This window comes from Cupriavidus sp. a3 (assembly GCF_051015765.1).
In the GTDB taxonomy this organism is placed as follows: Bacteria; Pseudomonadota; Gammaproteobacteria; order Burkholderiales; family Burkholderiaceae; genus Cupriavidus; species Cupriavidus oxalaticus_A.
Genome location: NZ_CP170643.1, coordinates 2,655,422 through 2,671,545, shown reverse-complemented (window position 1 = coordinate 2,671,545; position 16,124 = coordinate 2,655,422). Strand labels below are relative to the sequence as shown.

The 16,124-nt window shown below is 63.7% G+C and carries 13 protein-coding genes; 11 read left to right on the top strand and 2 right to left on the bottom strand.

Translation table 11 applies throughout. The features are described from left to right. Window positions 1–28: 28 nt before the first annotated feature. A complete protein-coding gene (locus ACAD63_RS12940) occupies window positions 29–559 on the bottom strand; it encodes a lecithin retinol acyltransferase family protein (RefSeq protein ID WP_434032784.1) in 531 nt (176 codons plus the stop codon). Between the two features lie 451 nt (window positions 560–1,010). Here ACAD63_RS12940 and ACAD63_RS12935 point away from each other — a divergent pair, with 451 nt between their 5' ends. From ACAD63_RS12935 to ACAD63_RS12925, 3 genes are read left to right on the top strand one after another with little or no spacing between them, the layout of a single operon-like run. Beyond that, window positions 1,011–3,155, top strand: a complete 2,145-nt coding sequence (locus ACAD63_RS12935; RefSeq protein ID WP_434032783.1) for a hydantoinase/oxoprolinase family protein — start codon at window positions 1,011–1,013, stop codon at window positions 3,153–3,155. Window positions 3,156–3,166: 11 nt separating this feature from the next. Next, window positions 3,167–5,491, top strand: a complete 2,325-nt coding sequence (locus tag ACAD63_RS12930) for a hydantoinase B/oxoprolinase family protein (RefSeq protein ID WP_133097307.1) — start codon at window positions 3,167–3,169, stop codon at window positions 5,489–5,491. Between the two features lie 23 nt (window positions 5,492–5,514). Next, a complete protein-coding gene (locus tag ACAD63_RS12925; protein WP_133097306.1) occupies window positions 5,515–6,024 on the top strand; it encodes an acetone carboxylase subunit gamma in 510 nt (169 codons plus the stop codon). Window positions 6,025–6,788: 764 nt separating this feature from the next. On the opposite strand, the gene ACAD63_RS12920 is transcribed toward ACAD63_RS12925, so the two are convergent. Beyond that, entirely contained in the window at window positions 6,789–8,015 is a 1,227-nt protein-coding gene (locus ACAD63_RS12920; protein WP_135705217.1) for a tyrosine-type recombinase/integrase, read from the bottom strand. A gap of 71 nt (window positions 8,016–8,086) precedes the next feature. On the opposite strand from ACAD63_RS12920, the gene ACAD63_RS12915 reads away from it, so the two are divergent. The 8 genes from ACAD63_RS12915 to ACAD63_RS12880 all read left to right on the top strand — a co-directional run bounded on the left by ACAD63_RS12915 (window position 8,087) and on the right by ACAD63_RS12880 (window position 16,112). Next, the gene (locus ACAD63_RS12915; RefSeq protein WP_434032782.1) at window positions 8,087–8,503 is read left to right on the top strand and encodes a hypothetical protein; all 417 of its coding nucleotides are present in this window, start codon (window positions 8,087–8,089) and stop codon (window positions 8,501–8,503) included. 324 nt (window positions 8,504–8,827) lie between these two features. Then, window positions 8,828–9,496 carry a CDP-alcohol phosphatidyltransferase family protein gene (locus tag ACAD63_RS12910; protein WP_135705218.1) on the top strand — a complete coding sequence of 223 codons (669 nt, stop codon included), beginning with the start codon at window positions 8,828–8,830 and terminating at the stop codon, window positions 9,494–9,496. A gap of 7 nt (window positions 9,497–9,503) precedes the next feature. Continuing rightward, window positions 9,504–10,331, top strand: a complete 828-nt coding sequence (locus ACAD63_RS12905; RefSeq protein ID WP_434032781.1) for a HalD/BesD family halogenase — start codon at window positions 9,504–9,506, stop codon at window positions 10,329–10,331. Next, window positions 10,328–11,332, top strand: coding sequence for a flippase-like domain-containing protein (locus ACAD63_RS12900; RefSeq protein ID WP_434032780.1), 1,005 nt, complete (start codon window positions 10,328–10,330; stop codon window positions 11,330–11,332). Before ACAD63_RS12905 ends, ACAD63_RS12900 begins: the two co-directional genes overlap by 4 nt. A 28-nt stretch (window positions 11,333–11,360) precedes the next feature. Then, the gene (locus tag ACAD63_RS12895; protein WP_434032779.1) at window positions 11,361–12,143 is read left to right on the top strand and encodes an NTP transferase domain-containing protein; all 783 of its coding nucleotides are present in this window, start codon (window positions 11,361–11,363) and stop codon (window positions 12,141–12,143) included. Then, the gene (aepX, locus tag ACAD63_RS12890) at window positions 12,140–13,855 is read left to right on the top strand and encodes a phosphoenolpyruvate mutase (RefSeq protein WP_195432300.1); all 1,716 of its coding nucleotides are present in this window, start codon (window positions 12,140–12,142) and stop codon (window positions 13,853–13,855) included. Before ACAD63_RS12895 ends, aepX begins: the two co-directional genes overlap by 4 nt. Beyond that, complete coding sequence (gene aepY, locus ACAD63_RS12885; protein WP_195432304.1) at window positions 13,852–15,048, top strand: phosphonopyruvate decarboxylase; 1,197 nt, start codon at window positions 13,852–13,854, stop codon at window positions 15,046–15,048. The genes aepX and aepY overlap by 4 nt, the downstream gene beginning before the upstream one ends. Next, entirely contained in the window at window positions 15,048–16,112 is a 1,065-nt protein-coding gene (locus tag ACAD63_RS12880) for a 2-aminoethylphosphonate aminotransferase (RefSeq protein ID WP_135705223.1), read from the top strand. The genes aepY and ACAD63_RS12880 overlap by 1 nt, the downstream gene beginning before the upstream one ends. The last annotated feature ends 12 nt before the right edge of the window (window positions 16,113–16,124 follow it).

Genomic DNA, 16,124 nt, shown 5'->3' with positions numbered 1-16,124 from the left:
GTTTTCTGTCAATGCACCCTACGCAGGTTCAGGAAGCCGATTGCGTTGTGCTTGCGAATGTCCTGTCCCCAGGTCCGAACCGGGAAATTGCTCGCAATACTGACCCGCCCAGCAAGGTTGCGACTGTGGGCAACGTCGCACGTTTAAACCAGGCAGCGGACCCAGCCCAGAACCTCCAGACATCGATCTGCTCGCTGCGGCTCTCGCCATACAGGCACCACATGCAGAAGTGCTCGCAGTTGTTGGAAATCAGGCGATATCGATCCTCACCGATGCGTGAGTAGGCGCGCTGGACGGCCTCCACACCATCAAACCTGGCGCCAGGACTTTGGCGAACTCTGATCGGATGCCCATGCGCGAATTCCGCGAGCGTGACCTCGTGCACCGGGCCGCGACGCAGTGATCGTGACAGACCCGAGTAGTGCACGACCTTGCCGGCCCCCGCGTAGAGGCCATGATGCGTATACCAAAGCCGGTCGGTGACGAGATGGGTTCCGATCGCCAGGTCCATATCAGCAACTGATTCAAAAACCGGGTGGCTTGACGTTGAGTACTTCATGGACTTCACCATACGTCGCTGTCATTTCGCTTGAATTCAGTGCATAGCGCGTGCCAACGCCACAAGCGCTTCGCATGGACGCCGCCTTGGAGTTTCAAGGTAGCTGGCGTCCCTCTCGGCATCGACCGCCAGACTTCGATGCCGCCACGCCTGCGGCAATTGTTGGGCGGCCCTCCAACTGCTACATGCCGCCCGGACTCGCACGGGCCAATCCCATCCTTCCTGGTCAGAAAGCGTCCGATTCCCGGACACCGCTGCACAGGACGTCGAGAATCCGGACACAGACCAAAGGCATGCCGCCATCAACGAAATAGCCGAACAACAGTGCCAACCCATTGAATTCAATAGCCTGCAGGGGCTGTTTCCGATGCCAGCCGGCTCTGGCACAAGCTTTGCCATAGATGGGTCGTGGGGGGATCCCACCATGACTACATCAATGACAGGAGGCAGTATGCAATCGCAGTCCACCGTACAGGTGATGGGCATCGATGCTGGCGGCACGATGACCGACACATTCTTTGTGCGCTCCGATGGCCGCTTCGTCGTAGGCAAGGCGCAGAGCAATCCCGGCGACGAATCGCTCGCCATCTACAACTCTTCCGAGGACGCCCTTGCTCACTGGGACCGGACAGTGGATGACGTCTACCCCGAACTGGTGACTTGCGTCTACTCAGGTACGGCGATGCTCAACCGCATCCTCATGCGCAAAGGCCTCGACGTTGGTCTCATCTGCAATCGCGGTTTCGAGCAGATCCATTCGATGGGCCGAGCACTGCAGAGCTACCTGGGCTATGCGCTGGAGGACCGCATCCACCTGAACACCCACCGCTACGACGAGCCGCTGGTGCCCGTCTCGCGCACGCGCGGCGTCACCGAACGTACCGACGTGCAGGGGAAGCTGGTTATCCCACTGCGTGAAGATGAGGTCCGTCAGGCTACCCGAGAACTGGTGGAGGCTGGCTCGCAAGCCATCGTCATTTGCCTGCTGCAATCCCACAAGAACGAATCAAGCGAGCAGCGCGCCCGAGACGTCGTGCGCGAGGAGCTCAATAAACTAAAGGCCGATATACCGGTGTTCGCCTCGGTGGACTACTACCCGTCGCGCAAGGAGAGTCACAGGATGAATACCACCATCCTGGAGGCTTACGGTGCAGAGCCTTCGCGCCAGACCTTGAAGAAGGTGAGTGACCGGTTCAAGAAGCACGGCGCCAAATTCGATCTGCGGGTGATGGCCACCCACGGCGGCACCATCAGCTGGAAGGCCAAGGAACTCGCGCGCACGATTGTTTCTGGCCCGATCGGCGGCGTCATTGGGTCCAGGCTGCTGGGCGAGTATCTGGGCGACGAGAACGTCGCCTGTTCCGACATCGGCGGCACCAGCTTCGACGTGGCCCTGATCACCAAGGGCAATTTCGCCATCAAGTCCGACCCCGACATGGCCCGTCTGGTCCTCTCCTTGCCCCTGGTGGCAATGGACTCGGTTGGCGCCGGCGCCGGCAGCTTTGTGCGCCTCGACCCCTACAGCAAGTCGATCAAGCTCGGCCCCGACAGCGCAGGCTACCGCGTGGGCACCTGCTGGCCGGAAAGCGGTCTCGACACGGTGTCCGTTTCCGATTGCCACGTCGTTCTGGGCTATCTGAACCCGGACAATTTCCTGGGCGGTGCCATCAAGCTCGACGTGCAACGCGCCCGCGACCACATCAAGGCGCAGATCGCCGACCCGCTCGGCCTGTCAGTCGAAGACGCCGCGGCAGGCGTCATCGAGCTGCTTGACCTTACCCTTTCCGAGTACCTGCGCGCCAACATCAGTGCCAAAGGCTATAACCCGGCGGAATTCACCTGCTTTTCTTACGGCGGCGCCGGCCCGGTGCACACCTACGGCTACACCGGCGGCGTCGGCTTCAAGGACGTCGTCGTGCCTGCGTGGGCGGCGGGATTCTCGGCCTTCGGTTGCGCTTGCGCCGACTTTGAGTACCGCTACGACAAGTCAGTGGACCTTGGTGTTGCCCAGCTCGCGCCGGACGATGCCAAGGCGGTTGCATGCGGAATCTTGCAGGAAGCCTGGTCGGAACTGGCGGTGAAGGTCATCGACGAGTTCGTCCTCAACGGATACAAGCCCGAAGACGTGATGCTGATTCCCGGCTACAAGATGCAGTACATGGGCCAACTGAACGATCTCGAGATTGTGTCGCCGGTGACCCGTGCCGCGACTGCCGCCGATTGGGACAAAATCGTCGACGCATTCGAAAATACCTATGGACGCGTCTACGCGAGTTCTGCCCGCTCGCCGGAACTGGGCTTTTCCATTACTGGCGCCATTCTTCGCGGGATGGTTGTAACCCAGAAACCCGTGCTGCCGGAGGACCCGGACGCCGGGCCCACGCCGCCAAAGTCGGCCTATCTCGGTACCCGACCCTTCTATCGCCACAAGAAGTGGGTCGATGCCGCGCTCTGGAAGATGGAATCCCTCAAGGCCGGCAATCACATCGTCGGTCCCGCCATCATCGAATCCGATGCCACCACGTTCGTGGTGCCCGACGGCTTCGAAACGACGATTGACAAGCACCGCCTGTTCCATCTCAAAGAAGTGAAGTAAGGAGACATGCCATGAACATGATGAGCAATAAAGAAGTCGGCTTCGCCGACCTGCTGCAAAACGGCCAGACGCTCAAGCAGCACCGTGACGGCATCATTGAGCGCACCAATGCTACGGGCCATTACAACGGCCTCGGGAAGCTGGAATTCCGGGACAGCGATCCGATTGGCTACGAAAAGCTGTTCTCCAAGCTGCGTGGCGGCCTCGTGCATGCTCGTGAAACGGCCAAGAAGATTGCCGCGAGCCCTATCGTCGAGCAAGAAGGCGAGCTTTGCTTCACGCTTTACAACGCTGTGGGCGACTGCGTGCTGACCTCGACCGGGATCATCATCCACGTCGGGACCATGGGGGCGGCAATCAAATACATGATCGAGAATAACTGGGAGGCCAACCCCGGCATTAATCCGGGGGACATGTTTACCAACAACGATTGCTCTATCGGCAACGTGCATCCCTGTGACATCGCGACTATCGTCCCGATCTTCTGGCAAGGCCGGCTTATCGGTTGGGTCGGTGGCGTCACGCACGTCATCGACACCGGCTCAGTGACGCCGGGTTCGATGTCCACCGGCCAGACCCAGCGCTTCGGCGATGGCTACATGATTACCTGCCGCAAGACGGGGGTGAATGACGTGCCGTTGCGCGACTGGCTGCACGAGTCCCAGCGTTCAGTGCGCACGCCCAAGTACTGGATCCTTGACGAAAAGACCCGCATCGCCGGCTGCCACATGATTCGCGACCTGGTTGAGGAAGTGATTCGGGCTGATGGCATCGAGGCCTATGAGAAATTTACCTACGAGGTCATCGAAGAAGGCCGCCGCGGACTGCAGAGCCGTATCAGGGCCATGACCCTGCCGGGCAAGTATCGCAAAGTCTCCTTTGTCGATGTGCCCTACAAGCATGACGACGTGCAGGTATCCAACGCCTTCGCCAAGCTCGACTCCATCATGCATTCGCCGGTGGAGATGACCATCAAGCCGGACGGAAAGTGGCGCCTGGACTTCGAAGGAGCGAGCCGCTGGGGCTGGCACACCTTCAACGCCCATCAGGTGGCATTTACTTCAGGAATCTGGGTCATGATGTGCCAGACCCTGGTGCCAACCCAGCGCATCAATGATGGCGCCTACTTCGCCACCGAGTTCCGCCTGCCAAAGGGCACTTGGTGCAATCCCGACGACCGCCGCACCGGTCACGCTTATGCCTGGCACTTCCTGGTCTCCGGCTGGGCGGCCCTGTGGCGCGGCCTATCCCAGTCCTATTTTAGCCGGGGGTATCTGGAGGAGGTGAACGCCGGTAACGCCAACACTTCAAACTGGCTGCAAGGTGGTGGCATCAATCAGGATGGCGAGATCCATGCGGTTAACAGTTTCGAGGCCAGTTCCTGCGGAACGGGCGCCTGCGCCGTCAAGGATGGCCTCAACCACGCAGCCGCCATCTGGAACCCGGAAGGGGACATGGGCGACATCGAAATCTGGGAGATGGCCGAACCGTTGCTCTATCTTGGCAGAAACGTCAAGGCCAACTCCGGCGGGTATGGCAAGTACCGCGGCGGTTGCGGCTTCGAGACGCTGCGCATGGTGTGGAACGCCCAGGATTGGACCATGTTCTTCATGGGCAATGGGTTCATGAACAGCGACTGGGGCATGATGGGTGGCTATCCCTCGGCGACCGGATACCGGTTTGAGGCACACAAGACCGGGCTGGACAAGCGCATCGCCATTGGCGATTCCCTGCCTCTGGGTGGCGACATCGATCCCGGCAAGCCAGACTACGAGCGCCACATCGATGCAACTGCGGTGGTCAAGCGTGACAAGCAGTGCATCACTACCGAGGACTGCTACGCCAACCATGACCTGTACCTCAACTACTTGCGCGGGGGGCCGGGCTTTGGCGACCCGATCGACCGCGATCCGAAGGCCGTCGAGGCGGACCTCAACCAGAAATTCCTTCTGCCGGAATATGCGCAGAAAGTCTACGGTGCCGTCTTCACCCAGGACGCCAAGGGCGTGTTCACGGTGGATGTAGAGAAAACCCAGGCCCGCCGTGCCGAGATCCGCAAGGAACGCCTGGCACGTTCCCTGCCAACCCGCGAATGGATGAAGGAAGAACGCGATCGCATCCTCAATAAGCACGCGTCCGTCCAGGTGCAACACATGTTCGCTACCAGCTTCGCCCTGTCGGAGAAGTTCACGCGGGAGTTCAAGGCATTCTGGAACCTCCCCGCCGAGTGGCAGCTGCTTGAGGATGAACTGGGCGTGCCGTCCTACGGCGCCAGGCACCGCATGGACCTTTCCCTGCTGCCCGACGTTACCACCGTCGTCCAGGTCGAAGAGTAATCACAGAATCGAGGAGTTGAGTCATGTCCAAGTACACGAATGAACAGGTTGCCCACCTCGTTGAGGGTTCCCTGGACTGGGAAACAACTTTCCGCATGCTGTCGATGCCCAAAGATGACAGCCGCTTTGCTCAGTATTTGGCCGCTCTGCAGGCCAAGGTCAGCTTCCCGGACCGCATTGTGCTTCCGCTCGGCCCGCACATGCATATTGTGCAATCGACCAATAATAAGAAGTGGGTGGTCAAGTGCGATTGCGGCCACGAGTTCTGCGATTACCGCGAGAACTGGAAACTGCATGCATCCATCTATGTGCGCGACACAGAGGAAGCGATGGCCGAGGTGTATCCCAAGCTGATGGCCCCCGATACCCAGTGGCAGGTGTATCGAGAGTACTACTGCCCGGCATGCGGCACTATGCACGACGTCGAGGCGCCAACACCATGGTATCCAGTGATCCACGACTTCGAGCCAGACATCGAGGCATTCTATAAGGAATGGGTGCAAATGCCGGTCCCCGAGCGCGCTCCGGACTAGATTGCAACTCGAAGGTTGGGGGCAGACACAGGCCTGCTCCCCGCCTTGCGGAGACGCTGCCGGTTGCTTTGACAGCCGGCTTAAGTAGGCCGACAGAATGAACGGGCTCACGCTGGACTGCCCCTGGACCAGTCAAAGAACCAAAGGAAAAGGCGCTGCACCCAAGGCGATTCGGAGTGGCGTCCCGCCGGCAACCAAGGTCCGGTAAGCCCTGAAGCCGAGCAAGCCAGGGGCGATAGCGGGATTGTCGACGCGGCGGGTGTGTCGCAAGGAGAAACGCTTTCGAAGGCTCTCGGGCAGAACGCCAAAGTTTCGCGATAGCTTCGTCTGGCGCCATTCTAGAAAGGCCCCGCCGCGGAGCCGCTGAAACGCGGCGGGGCAAAGCGCAGTGACCCTGGGGAAGGGGGGAAAGGCCCACCACGCTTGATCCAGCTTACGGTATGTGTCGCAAACACCGTATGGGGTGCCAAACAGAACCAAGTGTCAGCGACGAAACCTTTCTGGCGGCACGGCGCCGGGACGCTTGATCCTTATCCAATCGCGCGAGCGCTCTCCATCCCGATATCCGCGCGGATGGTCTTCCGCTCGCACAGCAGCATAGGGCGAAGGTCAGCGAGCGATGGCGCATGATAGCGCACGTCCAAATCCTGATCTGCATCGCAGAGTCGGCCCGAATCGGCCGATTTTCTCGATGAGGTAAGCGCTCAGAATAGCGGATTGATGCGTCCGCTGAACCGCTAGCCTAGTGGAGTATCGCCGTCCCGCTACTTCTCCGCGTCCCAGCCGATCCGATGCCGCGCCTGCGTGGCTTCATGGCGCGCATCCTCTTCACTGTGCAGATAGCCGCTCGTCGTCGACAACGAGCTATGCCCGAAATTGTCGCGCACAAAGCGCAGGTCGACCTGCTGGTCGGTCATGTGCGAACCAGCGGTGTGGCGCAGCCAGTGCGCCGAGGCGCTGGCCAGCACCGCGGCTTGCGCTTCCCATTCCGGCCCGCGCGCCCGCAGGCGCGCCGCGGCCATGCCAAACACCTCTTTCAGGATCAGGTGCAGCGCGCCGCGTGACAGCGGTTTCTCGCTGTCCGCTTTTCCGATCACCGGCAGCACCAGGGGACGCGTCTCACCGAACTGCGGAGTCGGCGGCAGTGCGTGGGCGCGACGGTAGCGCGCCAGTTCTGCAATCAGCTCGTCGGTCGCCGGCACCAGCCGGGTCTTGCTGCCTTTGCCGGTCACCTCCAGCCACCAGCGCTCAGTGCCCTGGGCATCGCGCCGGCAGAAGAACGCGCCCATCGTGGTCGCTGTCAGCTCCGACGCCCGCAAGCCGCCCAGATAGAGCACGCTCAGCACCCAGCGGCAGCGTGCCGCATGCAGCCGTTCCCGCACGGTCTCGGTCGGCATCGCTTCGACCGTCTCCTTGACGATCGCCCACAGGTCGTGGCTCAGATAACGGGTGATGCGCGCCTTGCTGGGAGCGCGCCGACGGCGGGCGAGGGCGAGCGGATTGCCGGCCAGGTAGCCGGCCTCGGTCAGCCAGGCGAACAGCGCGTTCAGGATCACCATGGCCTGGCGCACGCTGCCGGGCGACAGCGGCCCGGCAAACGGGCGCCAGTCCGGATGGCTGCGCGCGAGCTTCTTGTTGCCGGCCAGCACCCAGCGCGCGGCCGGTTGCGGATCGGCGAGGAAGCGCTCATAGGCTAGCAGGTCTTCGTGCGTCAGCGAGGACAAAGGTTTGCCCAACTGGAGCACGGCCCACAGGATCAGCCTCTCCACCTCGCGGCGGTAGGTGGCGATGGTCGCCGCACTGTCGGCATAGCGGGCCAGCCAGGCGGTCACGGCGGCCAGGTCATCGGCCGCGGCAATACGAGCGCCGGTGGCGGGCGCGCGATTAGTACCGGCGGCGCCGGACAGCGGCGATGACAGTTTCAACCGCTCCAGCGGTGTGGGAAGTGAGTCGGTAAGACTCCCAAGCGGTTTGAGGGGCAGTAGGTCCATGCGCGAGTCGAAAGAATCACACTTCACTTTGATATTATAAACATAAGCGCAGTTATGTCTAAAGTAATTCGATGATATCAAGTTTTGATACGTATTACGTAGTAATACTTGACGATGAGCGCACCGCGCGCCAGCAGAACGAGCGCACGGCCGGAGCGTTGCGCGGGGAACTGGTGGCGGCGCGCAACGAGGCACGCGATGGTGGCGCAGGCGCGAAGCGCGGGCCCGGCTCGAAGCCCAGGCCGCCGCGCTCGCCGATCGGCTCGCCAGCGCCGAGCTGGTGGCGGCGGGCGGCGGCGCAAGGCCAACGGCCCGGGCCAGCCAAGAAACAAGCACAGACCGGACAGCAGGACAAAAAGCAGGGTGCGCCAACTACAACCCTGAATCCGGATGACGGCAACGACGGTAACGACAGCCAAGAATGGCGGGCGAAGGCGATCCGCTGGATTCTCGCGCCGCTTCCAGCTCTTTCCATCGTCAGCCCATAGTCGGCCATGTTTCGATCCGCCGCGCCCGCCATTACCGGCCTGCTACCGGCAACGCCCAGGGGTTGCTGCCTCGACAGCTCGTCGGAATCACGTCTATTATTGACGCCAATGAAGGCCTGAGTGCCTGAGTGCAGTTGTCTTGCGCACGCAAGGGACGGTAGCTGCCCCGGGCGTGCGGTCTCAGTGCCTGGACGCGACTGCGGCGCGGAATCCGGCGCGCGGCCGGCCTTGGTCCTTCAGATTGAAATACTGCCAAGCAAACCACGCGAACTTGCCCTGCAGTCCTGGCCATGTCGCATTTCCTGCCGCGGGGGTATTTGCAAGATGAGCAGCAATCCAATGGACCCGCCTGCGCCGCCGCCATCTCCGCGCACATGGGACGCACGCCTGGCGCGGCGGCTTGTCGAGCCGCTCAAGGATTCCCGGGTTACGCCCAACCATCTGACCACGATACGGCTTTTGACCGGCCTGGCCGGCGCGGCGTGCCTCGCGCAGGGCGGCTTCGGCTGGGCGAATGGCGGTGCGCTGCTGGTCGTGTTTTCCAATTTTATTGACCATACTGACGGAGAACTGGCGAGGATCAGCGGGAAATCCAGCAAGTTAGGCCATTTCTACGATCTTTTCAGCGACTCGCTGGTCACTATCCTGCTCTTCGTCAGCATGGGGATCGGCGTCTCGGGCCAGTTTCAGGATACTGCGGTGCCAGCAGTCGTGCGCGGCAGCGTGGCGGGCGTGGCCGTGGCGCTGATCTTCTTCTTGCGCATGCGCATCGAAGCGCTCGCTGGCAAGACCGCCACGAAACAGGCCTCGGTCGGTGGCTTCGAGACGGAGGATGTGCTCTACCTCCTGCCGCTTGTGACCCTGAGCAGTGCCATCAGCCCGTTCCTGACGGCGGCGTCGATCGGCGCGCCCTTGTTCGCGGCATGGGTGGTCTTCGACTACTGGCGCGCCGTGCGGCGCGCTCGCCCCGTTACAGCGGCTACCAGACCATGAGGCGCCGATGAGCGAATCAGCCGAAGCGGACCGGGATCTTCTCACCCTGCCTGGCGAGCGGCAGCAGCCGTTCGCCGACCCCGCGGGCGCGCGTGCCGGTCCCGATGCAGGTGTGGCCGCACGTGTTGGCGCTTTGGGGCACAGCGCCCTGCGCGCGGAATTCGAGCGCCAGGGAGCGTTCCTGCATGTGGGCGAGTTTTTGCCGGATGAAGTCACGGAAGGCCTGGTTGCCAGCGCCCTGGCCTTGCAAGACCAAATCAATCGCAATTATCTCCCGGGCCACAAGCAGGGCGGCAGCGTCAGCCGCCATACGATCGACCAGCACGCGCCTTTTATCGCGCAACTCTATCGGTCCAAGGCGCTGATCGGCTGGCTCGAACAGATCTGCGGCGAGCAGCTGCTGCCTTCGCCCGAGCAGGATCCGCATGCCTACGCGCTCTATTACTACACGCGCGAGGGCGATCATATCGGCTGGCATTACGATACCTCTTACTACAACGGCAGGCGCTATACCTTGCTGTTCGGCGTGATCGACGAATCGTCGTGCCGTCTCGACTACGAATTGCACACGCGCGAGCCCGATGTGCCTGTGCAAGCGGGCTCGGTACAGATTCCCCCCGGTGGCCTCGTTTTCTTCGATGGCGACAAGCTGCGCCACCGCATCACGCCACTCGGGGCGAACCAGATACGGGTGTCGCTGACCTTCGAATACGTCACCGACCCGGGCATGCGGCCCTGGCTGCGTTTCGTCTCCAACATGAAGGACGCCCTCGCTTATTTCGGCTTCCGGCAAGTATTCAAACGGCTGGCCAAGGGCCAGCAGCCCCGGGCATGACGCGTGCGGCGATGATTTCGCTGTCGGTCGGTGCGGCGCTCTTTGTCGCCCTGATTGCCTTTACCGGCTTCGGCTCGGTGGCGTCGACGCTGATGTCGGCGGGCTGGTTGAGCCTGTTGGTGGTGATGTTTCACCTGCTGCCGCTGGCGCTGGATGCTGGTGCCATTTTCGTGCTGTTCGATCGCCACGCCAGCCATCGCGCCATGCGCGACGCGCTGTTTGCGCGCTGGGTGGGCGAGTCCGTGAACAGCCTGCTGCCCGCCGGACAGCTGGGTGGACCGGTGCTGATGGTGCGCCATCTCGCGCAACGCGGTGCACGCATGCGCGACGCTGCCGCAGCGATCACCGTCAGCACGACGATGCAAGCGATCGCGCAGCTGGTGTTCGCGGTGCTCGGACTCGTGCTGTTCGGCGCGTCAACGGCGAGCGAGGCGGGCGAGGATGTGCGCTTGCCGGTCATTGCCGTCACCGCGCTGCTGGCGCTGTGCCTGTTCGGGTTCTATGTGGCGCAGCGGCGCGGCCTGTTTGGGCGCGTGCTGCGCTTGCTGTCGAAATTGCGGGGAAAGCGCGACTGGGCGGCGCTGACGATGCGTGCCGATGCGGTGGACGCAGCCGTACGGCGGATCTATCGCGCGCCCGGCAAGGTCGCCGCGACCTTCGCGCTGAGCCTGGCGGGCTGGCTGGTCGGCACCGGGGAGGTGTGGCTGGCCCTGCGGTTTCTCGGCCATCCCGTCAGCTGGCTCGACGCCTTGCTGCTGGAGAGCGCCGGGCAGGCGATCCGCGGCGCCGCGTTTGCGATTCCCGGCTCGCTGGGTGTGCAGGAGGCTGGCTACCTGCTGCTCGCGCCATTGGTGGGACTGCCTGCCGACGCGGCGCTGGCGCTGTCGCTGATCAAGCGCGCGCGGGAAATCGTGCTTGGCGCGCCCGGCCTTCTGTATTTGTACTGGAGTGAACGAAGACACCGGCGGCGAAGCATGGGGGGTGTGCCGGCTACCGATTGATGGCGGTTGCATGAGAGCGGAGAAAAATATGCGAGCGATTATTCTTGCCGCAGGCCTTGGCCTGCGTTTGCAGCAACCGCCCGAAGCGCAATTCCCGAAGTGCCTGTTGCGCTTCGATGGCATCACCGTGCTGGAACGGCATCTACGCATGCTGGACGCGGCGGGCGTCACGGAGGTCGTGCTTGCCCTCGGTTTCCAGCCGGAACAGGTCAAGGCCGAACTCGACCGGCTCGGACGTTCGCCCCATCCCGAAATCGTTCTGAACCCGCGCTACGAACTCGGCAGCGTCCTGACCGTGCACACCGTCGCCGACGCGCTCACGCGCGGCGGCGACGTACTGCTGATGGACGCCGACGTGCTCTACGACGAGCGCATTCTCGCCGCGCTGGTTGCCGGCGACAGCGCCAACCGCCTGCTGATCGACCGCGACTTCGAAACCGGCGACGAGCCAGTCAAGCTTTGCCTGCGGGACGGCGTTCCAGTCGAGCTGCGCAAGCAGGTGGCGGTGGGCCTGGCATATGACACGATTGGCGAGTCGGTCGGGTTCTTCCGCTTCAGCGAGCAGACCGCACGCCGCCTGGCGCAGATCGTCGCGGGGTATGTCGAGCGCAACCAGGAGAAGATGCCGCACGAGGAAGCCGTGCGCGACCTGCTGCTGGAGGGCGGCCATGCATTCGAGATCGCAGACGTCACCGGTGCGCCCTGGCTCGAGATCGACTTCCCGGGCGACGTCGTGCGCGCCCGCGATGAAGTGTTGCCGCAACTCCGACGCGGTGTTACCTCGGGAGTTGCCTCGGGAGTCACGCCATGAACGCACGTGATCCGGCTTTGCCCGCTGCGTCGCGCAGCGCCGCGCTGCGCCAGTTGCTGGTGGGCAGCGAACTTGAATTCATGATGGAAGCCCACAACGGGCTCTCGGCCCGGATTGTGCGCGAAGCAGGCTTCAAGGCTATCTGGGCCTCCGGCCTGGCGATCTCGGCGCAATTCGGCGTGCGCGACAACAACGAGGCAAGCTGGACACAGGTGGTCGACACGCTCGAATTCATGGCCGACTCCAGCGGCTTGCCGATCCTGGTCGACGGCGATACCGGCTACGGCAACTTCAACAATGTGCGGCGCCTGGTGAGGAAGCTCGAACAGCGCGGCATCGCGGGTTTGTGCATCGAGGACAAGCAGTTCCCCAAGACCAACAGCTTTATCGACGGCGAACGCCAGCCGCTGGCCACGATCGACGAATTCTGCGGCAAGATCAAGGCCGGCAAGGATACGCAGACGGATGCCGATTTCTCGATTGTCGCGCGCGTAGAAGCACTGATCGCGGGCTGGGGCATGGACGAGGCCTTGCGCCGGGCCGAAGCCTATCGGCAGGCCGGTGCCGACGCGATCCTCATCCACAGCAAGCTGTCGCGGCCGGACGAGATCCTCGAGTTCGCACGCGAGTGGGCCGGCCGCGCTCCGCTGGTGATCGTGCCGACCAAGTACTACAGCACTCCCACCGACGTATTCCGCCAGGCCGGCATCAGCCTCGTGATCTGGGCCAACCATCTGATCCGCGCGGCGGCATCGTCGATGCAGGCGGTGGCCAGGGAGATCCATGACACCCAGACGCTGGTTCATGTGGAGGACCGCATCGCGCCGATGAGCGAGATCTTCCGCCTGCAGGATGCCGACGAGTATGCCGCCGCCGAACGGCTGTACCTGTCTGGCGCCGAGGCGCCCGGCGCGGCGGTTGTGCTGGCGGCGAGCCGCGGCGAAGGGCTTGACGCCCTGACCGCCGAGCGCCCCAAGGTCATGCTGCCGGTCGCGGGCAAGCCGCTGCTGCGCTGGCTGGTGGACGCCTTCAAGATGCAGGGCATCCACGACATCACCGTGGTCGGCGGCTATCGCGCCGATGCGATCCAGAGCACGGGTATCAAGCTCGTGCGCAACGAGCGCTACGCGAGTACCGGCGAACTGGCGTCGCTGGCGTGCGCGGCCGACGGCCTGCATACGGATACCGTGATCGCCTACGGTGATCTGCTCTTTCGCAGCTACTTCCTGCGCGACCTGTTCGAGAGCGAGTCCCGCTTCAGCGTGGTGGTCGACTCGTCGCAGACGCAACCGTCGAACCAGAGCGTACGCGATTTCGCCTACTGCTCCGCGCCCGACGACCGCGCCCTGTTCGGCCAGAAGGTCCTGCTGCGGCATGTTTCGAACCAGGGGAAGGAAGCGGCCGTCACCGGCGGGCAGGCGCCGCAGGGACGCTGGATCGGCCTGCTGTGCGTGCGCGGCGCCGGGCGTGAGGCCCTGCAGCAGGCACTTGCCGGCCTGCGTGCGCGGGCGGACTTCGACACGCTGGACATGCCTGACCTGCTCAACGCCCTGATCGGGGCTGGCGAGGAGATCGACGTGAAGTATGTGCATGGCCACTGGCGCAGCGTGAACGACCTGGAGGACTACCAGCGCGCGGGCGAGTTCGCGCATGCCCGGCTGCCGTTTGCCCAGGGCGCACCCGGCACACCCGGCACCGAGAAACGCCGATGATCGAAGCGGCTCAGTTTATCGAGGCGGCGCTGGCGCGTGGCTTCTCCTGGTATGCGGGGGTACCGTGCTCGTATCTCACCCCGTTTATCAATTGCGTGCTGCAGGATCCTTCGTTGCACTACGTCTCGTCGGCGAACGAGGGTGACGCGGTAGCGCTGATCGCGGGCGTGACGCTCGGGGCCAGAGGGGGCCAGCGCGGCATCACGATGATGCAGAACTCCGGCCTTGGCAATGCGGTAAGCCCGCTCACTTCGCTGACCTGGACGTTCCGCCTGCCGCAATTGCTGATCGTGACGTGGCGAGGGCAACCGGGCACCGCGGACGAGCCGCAGCACGCGTTGATGGGCCCGGTCACGCCTGCGATGCTCGACACCATGGAGATACCGTGGGAGCTGTTCCCGACTGACGCGGCCGCCATCGGCCCGGCGCTCGATCGCGCGCTGGCGCATATGGACGCGACCGGACGCCCTTACGCTTTGGTCATGCAAAAGGGCAGTGTCGCGCCCTATGCGCTCAAGCCGCAGGATCGATCCGCGCCGCGTGCGCGATGTGCGGTGCGCACGCAATGGCGGGGAGGGGCGCCGGATGCGCTGCCTTCGCGGCGCGAGGCCTTGCAGCGCGTGATTGCACATACGCCGGCCGCTGCGACGGTGGTGCTGGCATCGACCGGTTTCTGCGGCCGCGAATTGTATGCGCTCGATGACCGGCCAAACCAGCTCTATATGGTGGGCTCGATGGGTTGCGTGACGCCGTTGGCGCTTGGCCTCGCGCTGGTGCGCCCGGACCTGCATGTGGTCGCCATCGATGGCGACGGCGCTGCCCTGATGCGCATGGGAAACTTCGCCACGCTGGGCGCATACGGCCCGTCGAACCTCACGCACGTGCTGCTCGACAACGGCGCACACGACTCGACCGGCGCACAGGCCACGGTGTCGCCCAATGTGTCATTCGCCGGCGTGGCGGCGGCTTGCGGCTATGCCTCGGCGGCCGAAGGCGACTGCCTCGAACTGCTTGACGAGGTGCTCGCGGCGGCTGTGCCTGCCGAGCCGGGCGCATCCGCGGCCGGCTCGCGCTTCGTGCGGCTGGTGATACGCGCCGGCACGCCGGACGGCCTGCCCCGGCCCACCATCACCCCCGCGGAAGTGAAGTCCCGCCTCGCGCGCCACATCGGCGCTGATCACGGAGAGAACTGATGCTATTGCTCAACCCCGGCCCGGTGACCTTGTCCGAGCGCGTCCGCCGCAGCCTGCTGCAGCCCGACCTGTGCCATCGCGAAAGCGAATTCTTCGATTTGCAGGACGAGGCGCGCACGCGGCTGCTCGGCGTCTACCGGCTGGACCCCACCGAGTGGGCCGCGATCTTGATGACCGGGTCAGGCACGGCAGCAGTAGAAAGCATGATTGCCGCGCTGGTGCCCGCGCGCGGCAAGCTGCTCATTGTCGAAAACGGCGTGTACGGCGAGCGCATTACGCAGATTGCGAGTCAATACCACATCGACCACGAGGTGATCAAGCATGACTGGATGCAGGCGCCCGACCTTGACCGGCTAGCCGCCATGCTCGACGCGGACCGGACCATCGGCCATGTGGCGGTGATCCACCATGAAACGACCACCGGGCGCTTGAACGACCTGCACGCGCTCGACGCCGTTTGCCGCCAGCGCGGCGCTCACCTGCTGGTCGACGCCGTCAGCAGCTTCGGGGCCGAGACCATCGACTTCAGCGGCAGCATTGCCGCCGTGGCCGCCACTGCCAACAAGTGCCTGCACGGCGTGCCGGGGGCCGCCTTCGTGATCGCGCGGCGTGACGCGCTGGCCCAGGCGGCAAGCCGGACCTACTACCTGGATCTTGGCCGGCTGGCACGCCTGCAGGATCAGCGCAACACCCCTTTCACGCCGTCCGTGCACGCCTACTACGCGCTCGTGGAAGCGCTGCGCGAACTCGACGACAGCGGCGGCCAGCACGCCAGGCACGCGCGCTATGCGGCCCTGGCCGAGCAAGTGCGCGCGGGACTTGCATTGCGCGGCATCGCGAGTGCGTTGCCGGCGGACCAGTCCTCCGTCGTCCTGCGCGCCTACCGTTTGCCGGCAAGCTTGTCGTACACGCAGCTGCACGACGGCCTGAAAGCGCTCGGCTTCGTGATCTATGCAGGGCAAGGGCAGCTGTCGGATGAACTGTTCCGGATCTCCACGATGGGAGATATTCACGCACACGACATCGAGCGCCTGCTGCAGGGGTTTGCGGCATTGATGACTTGATGACACTTCGGC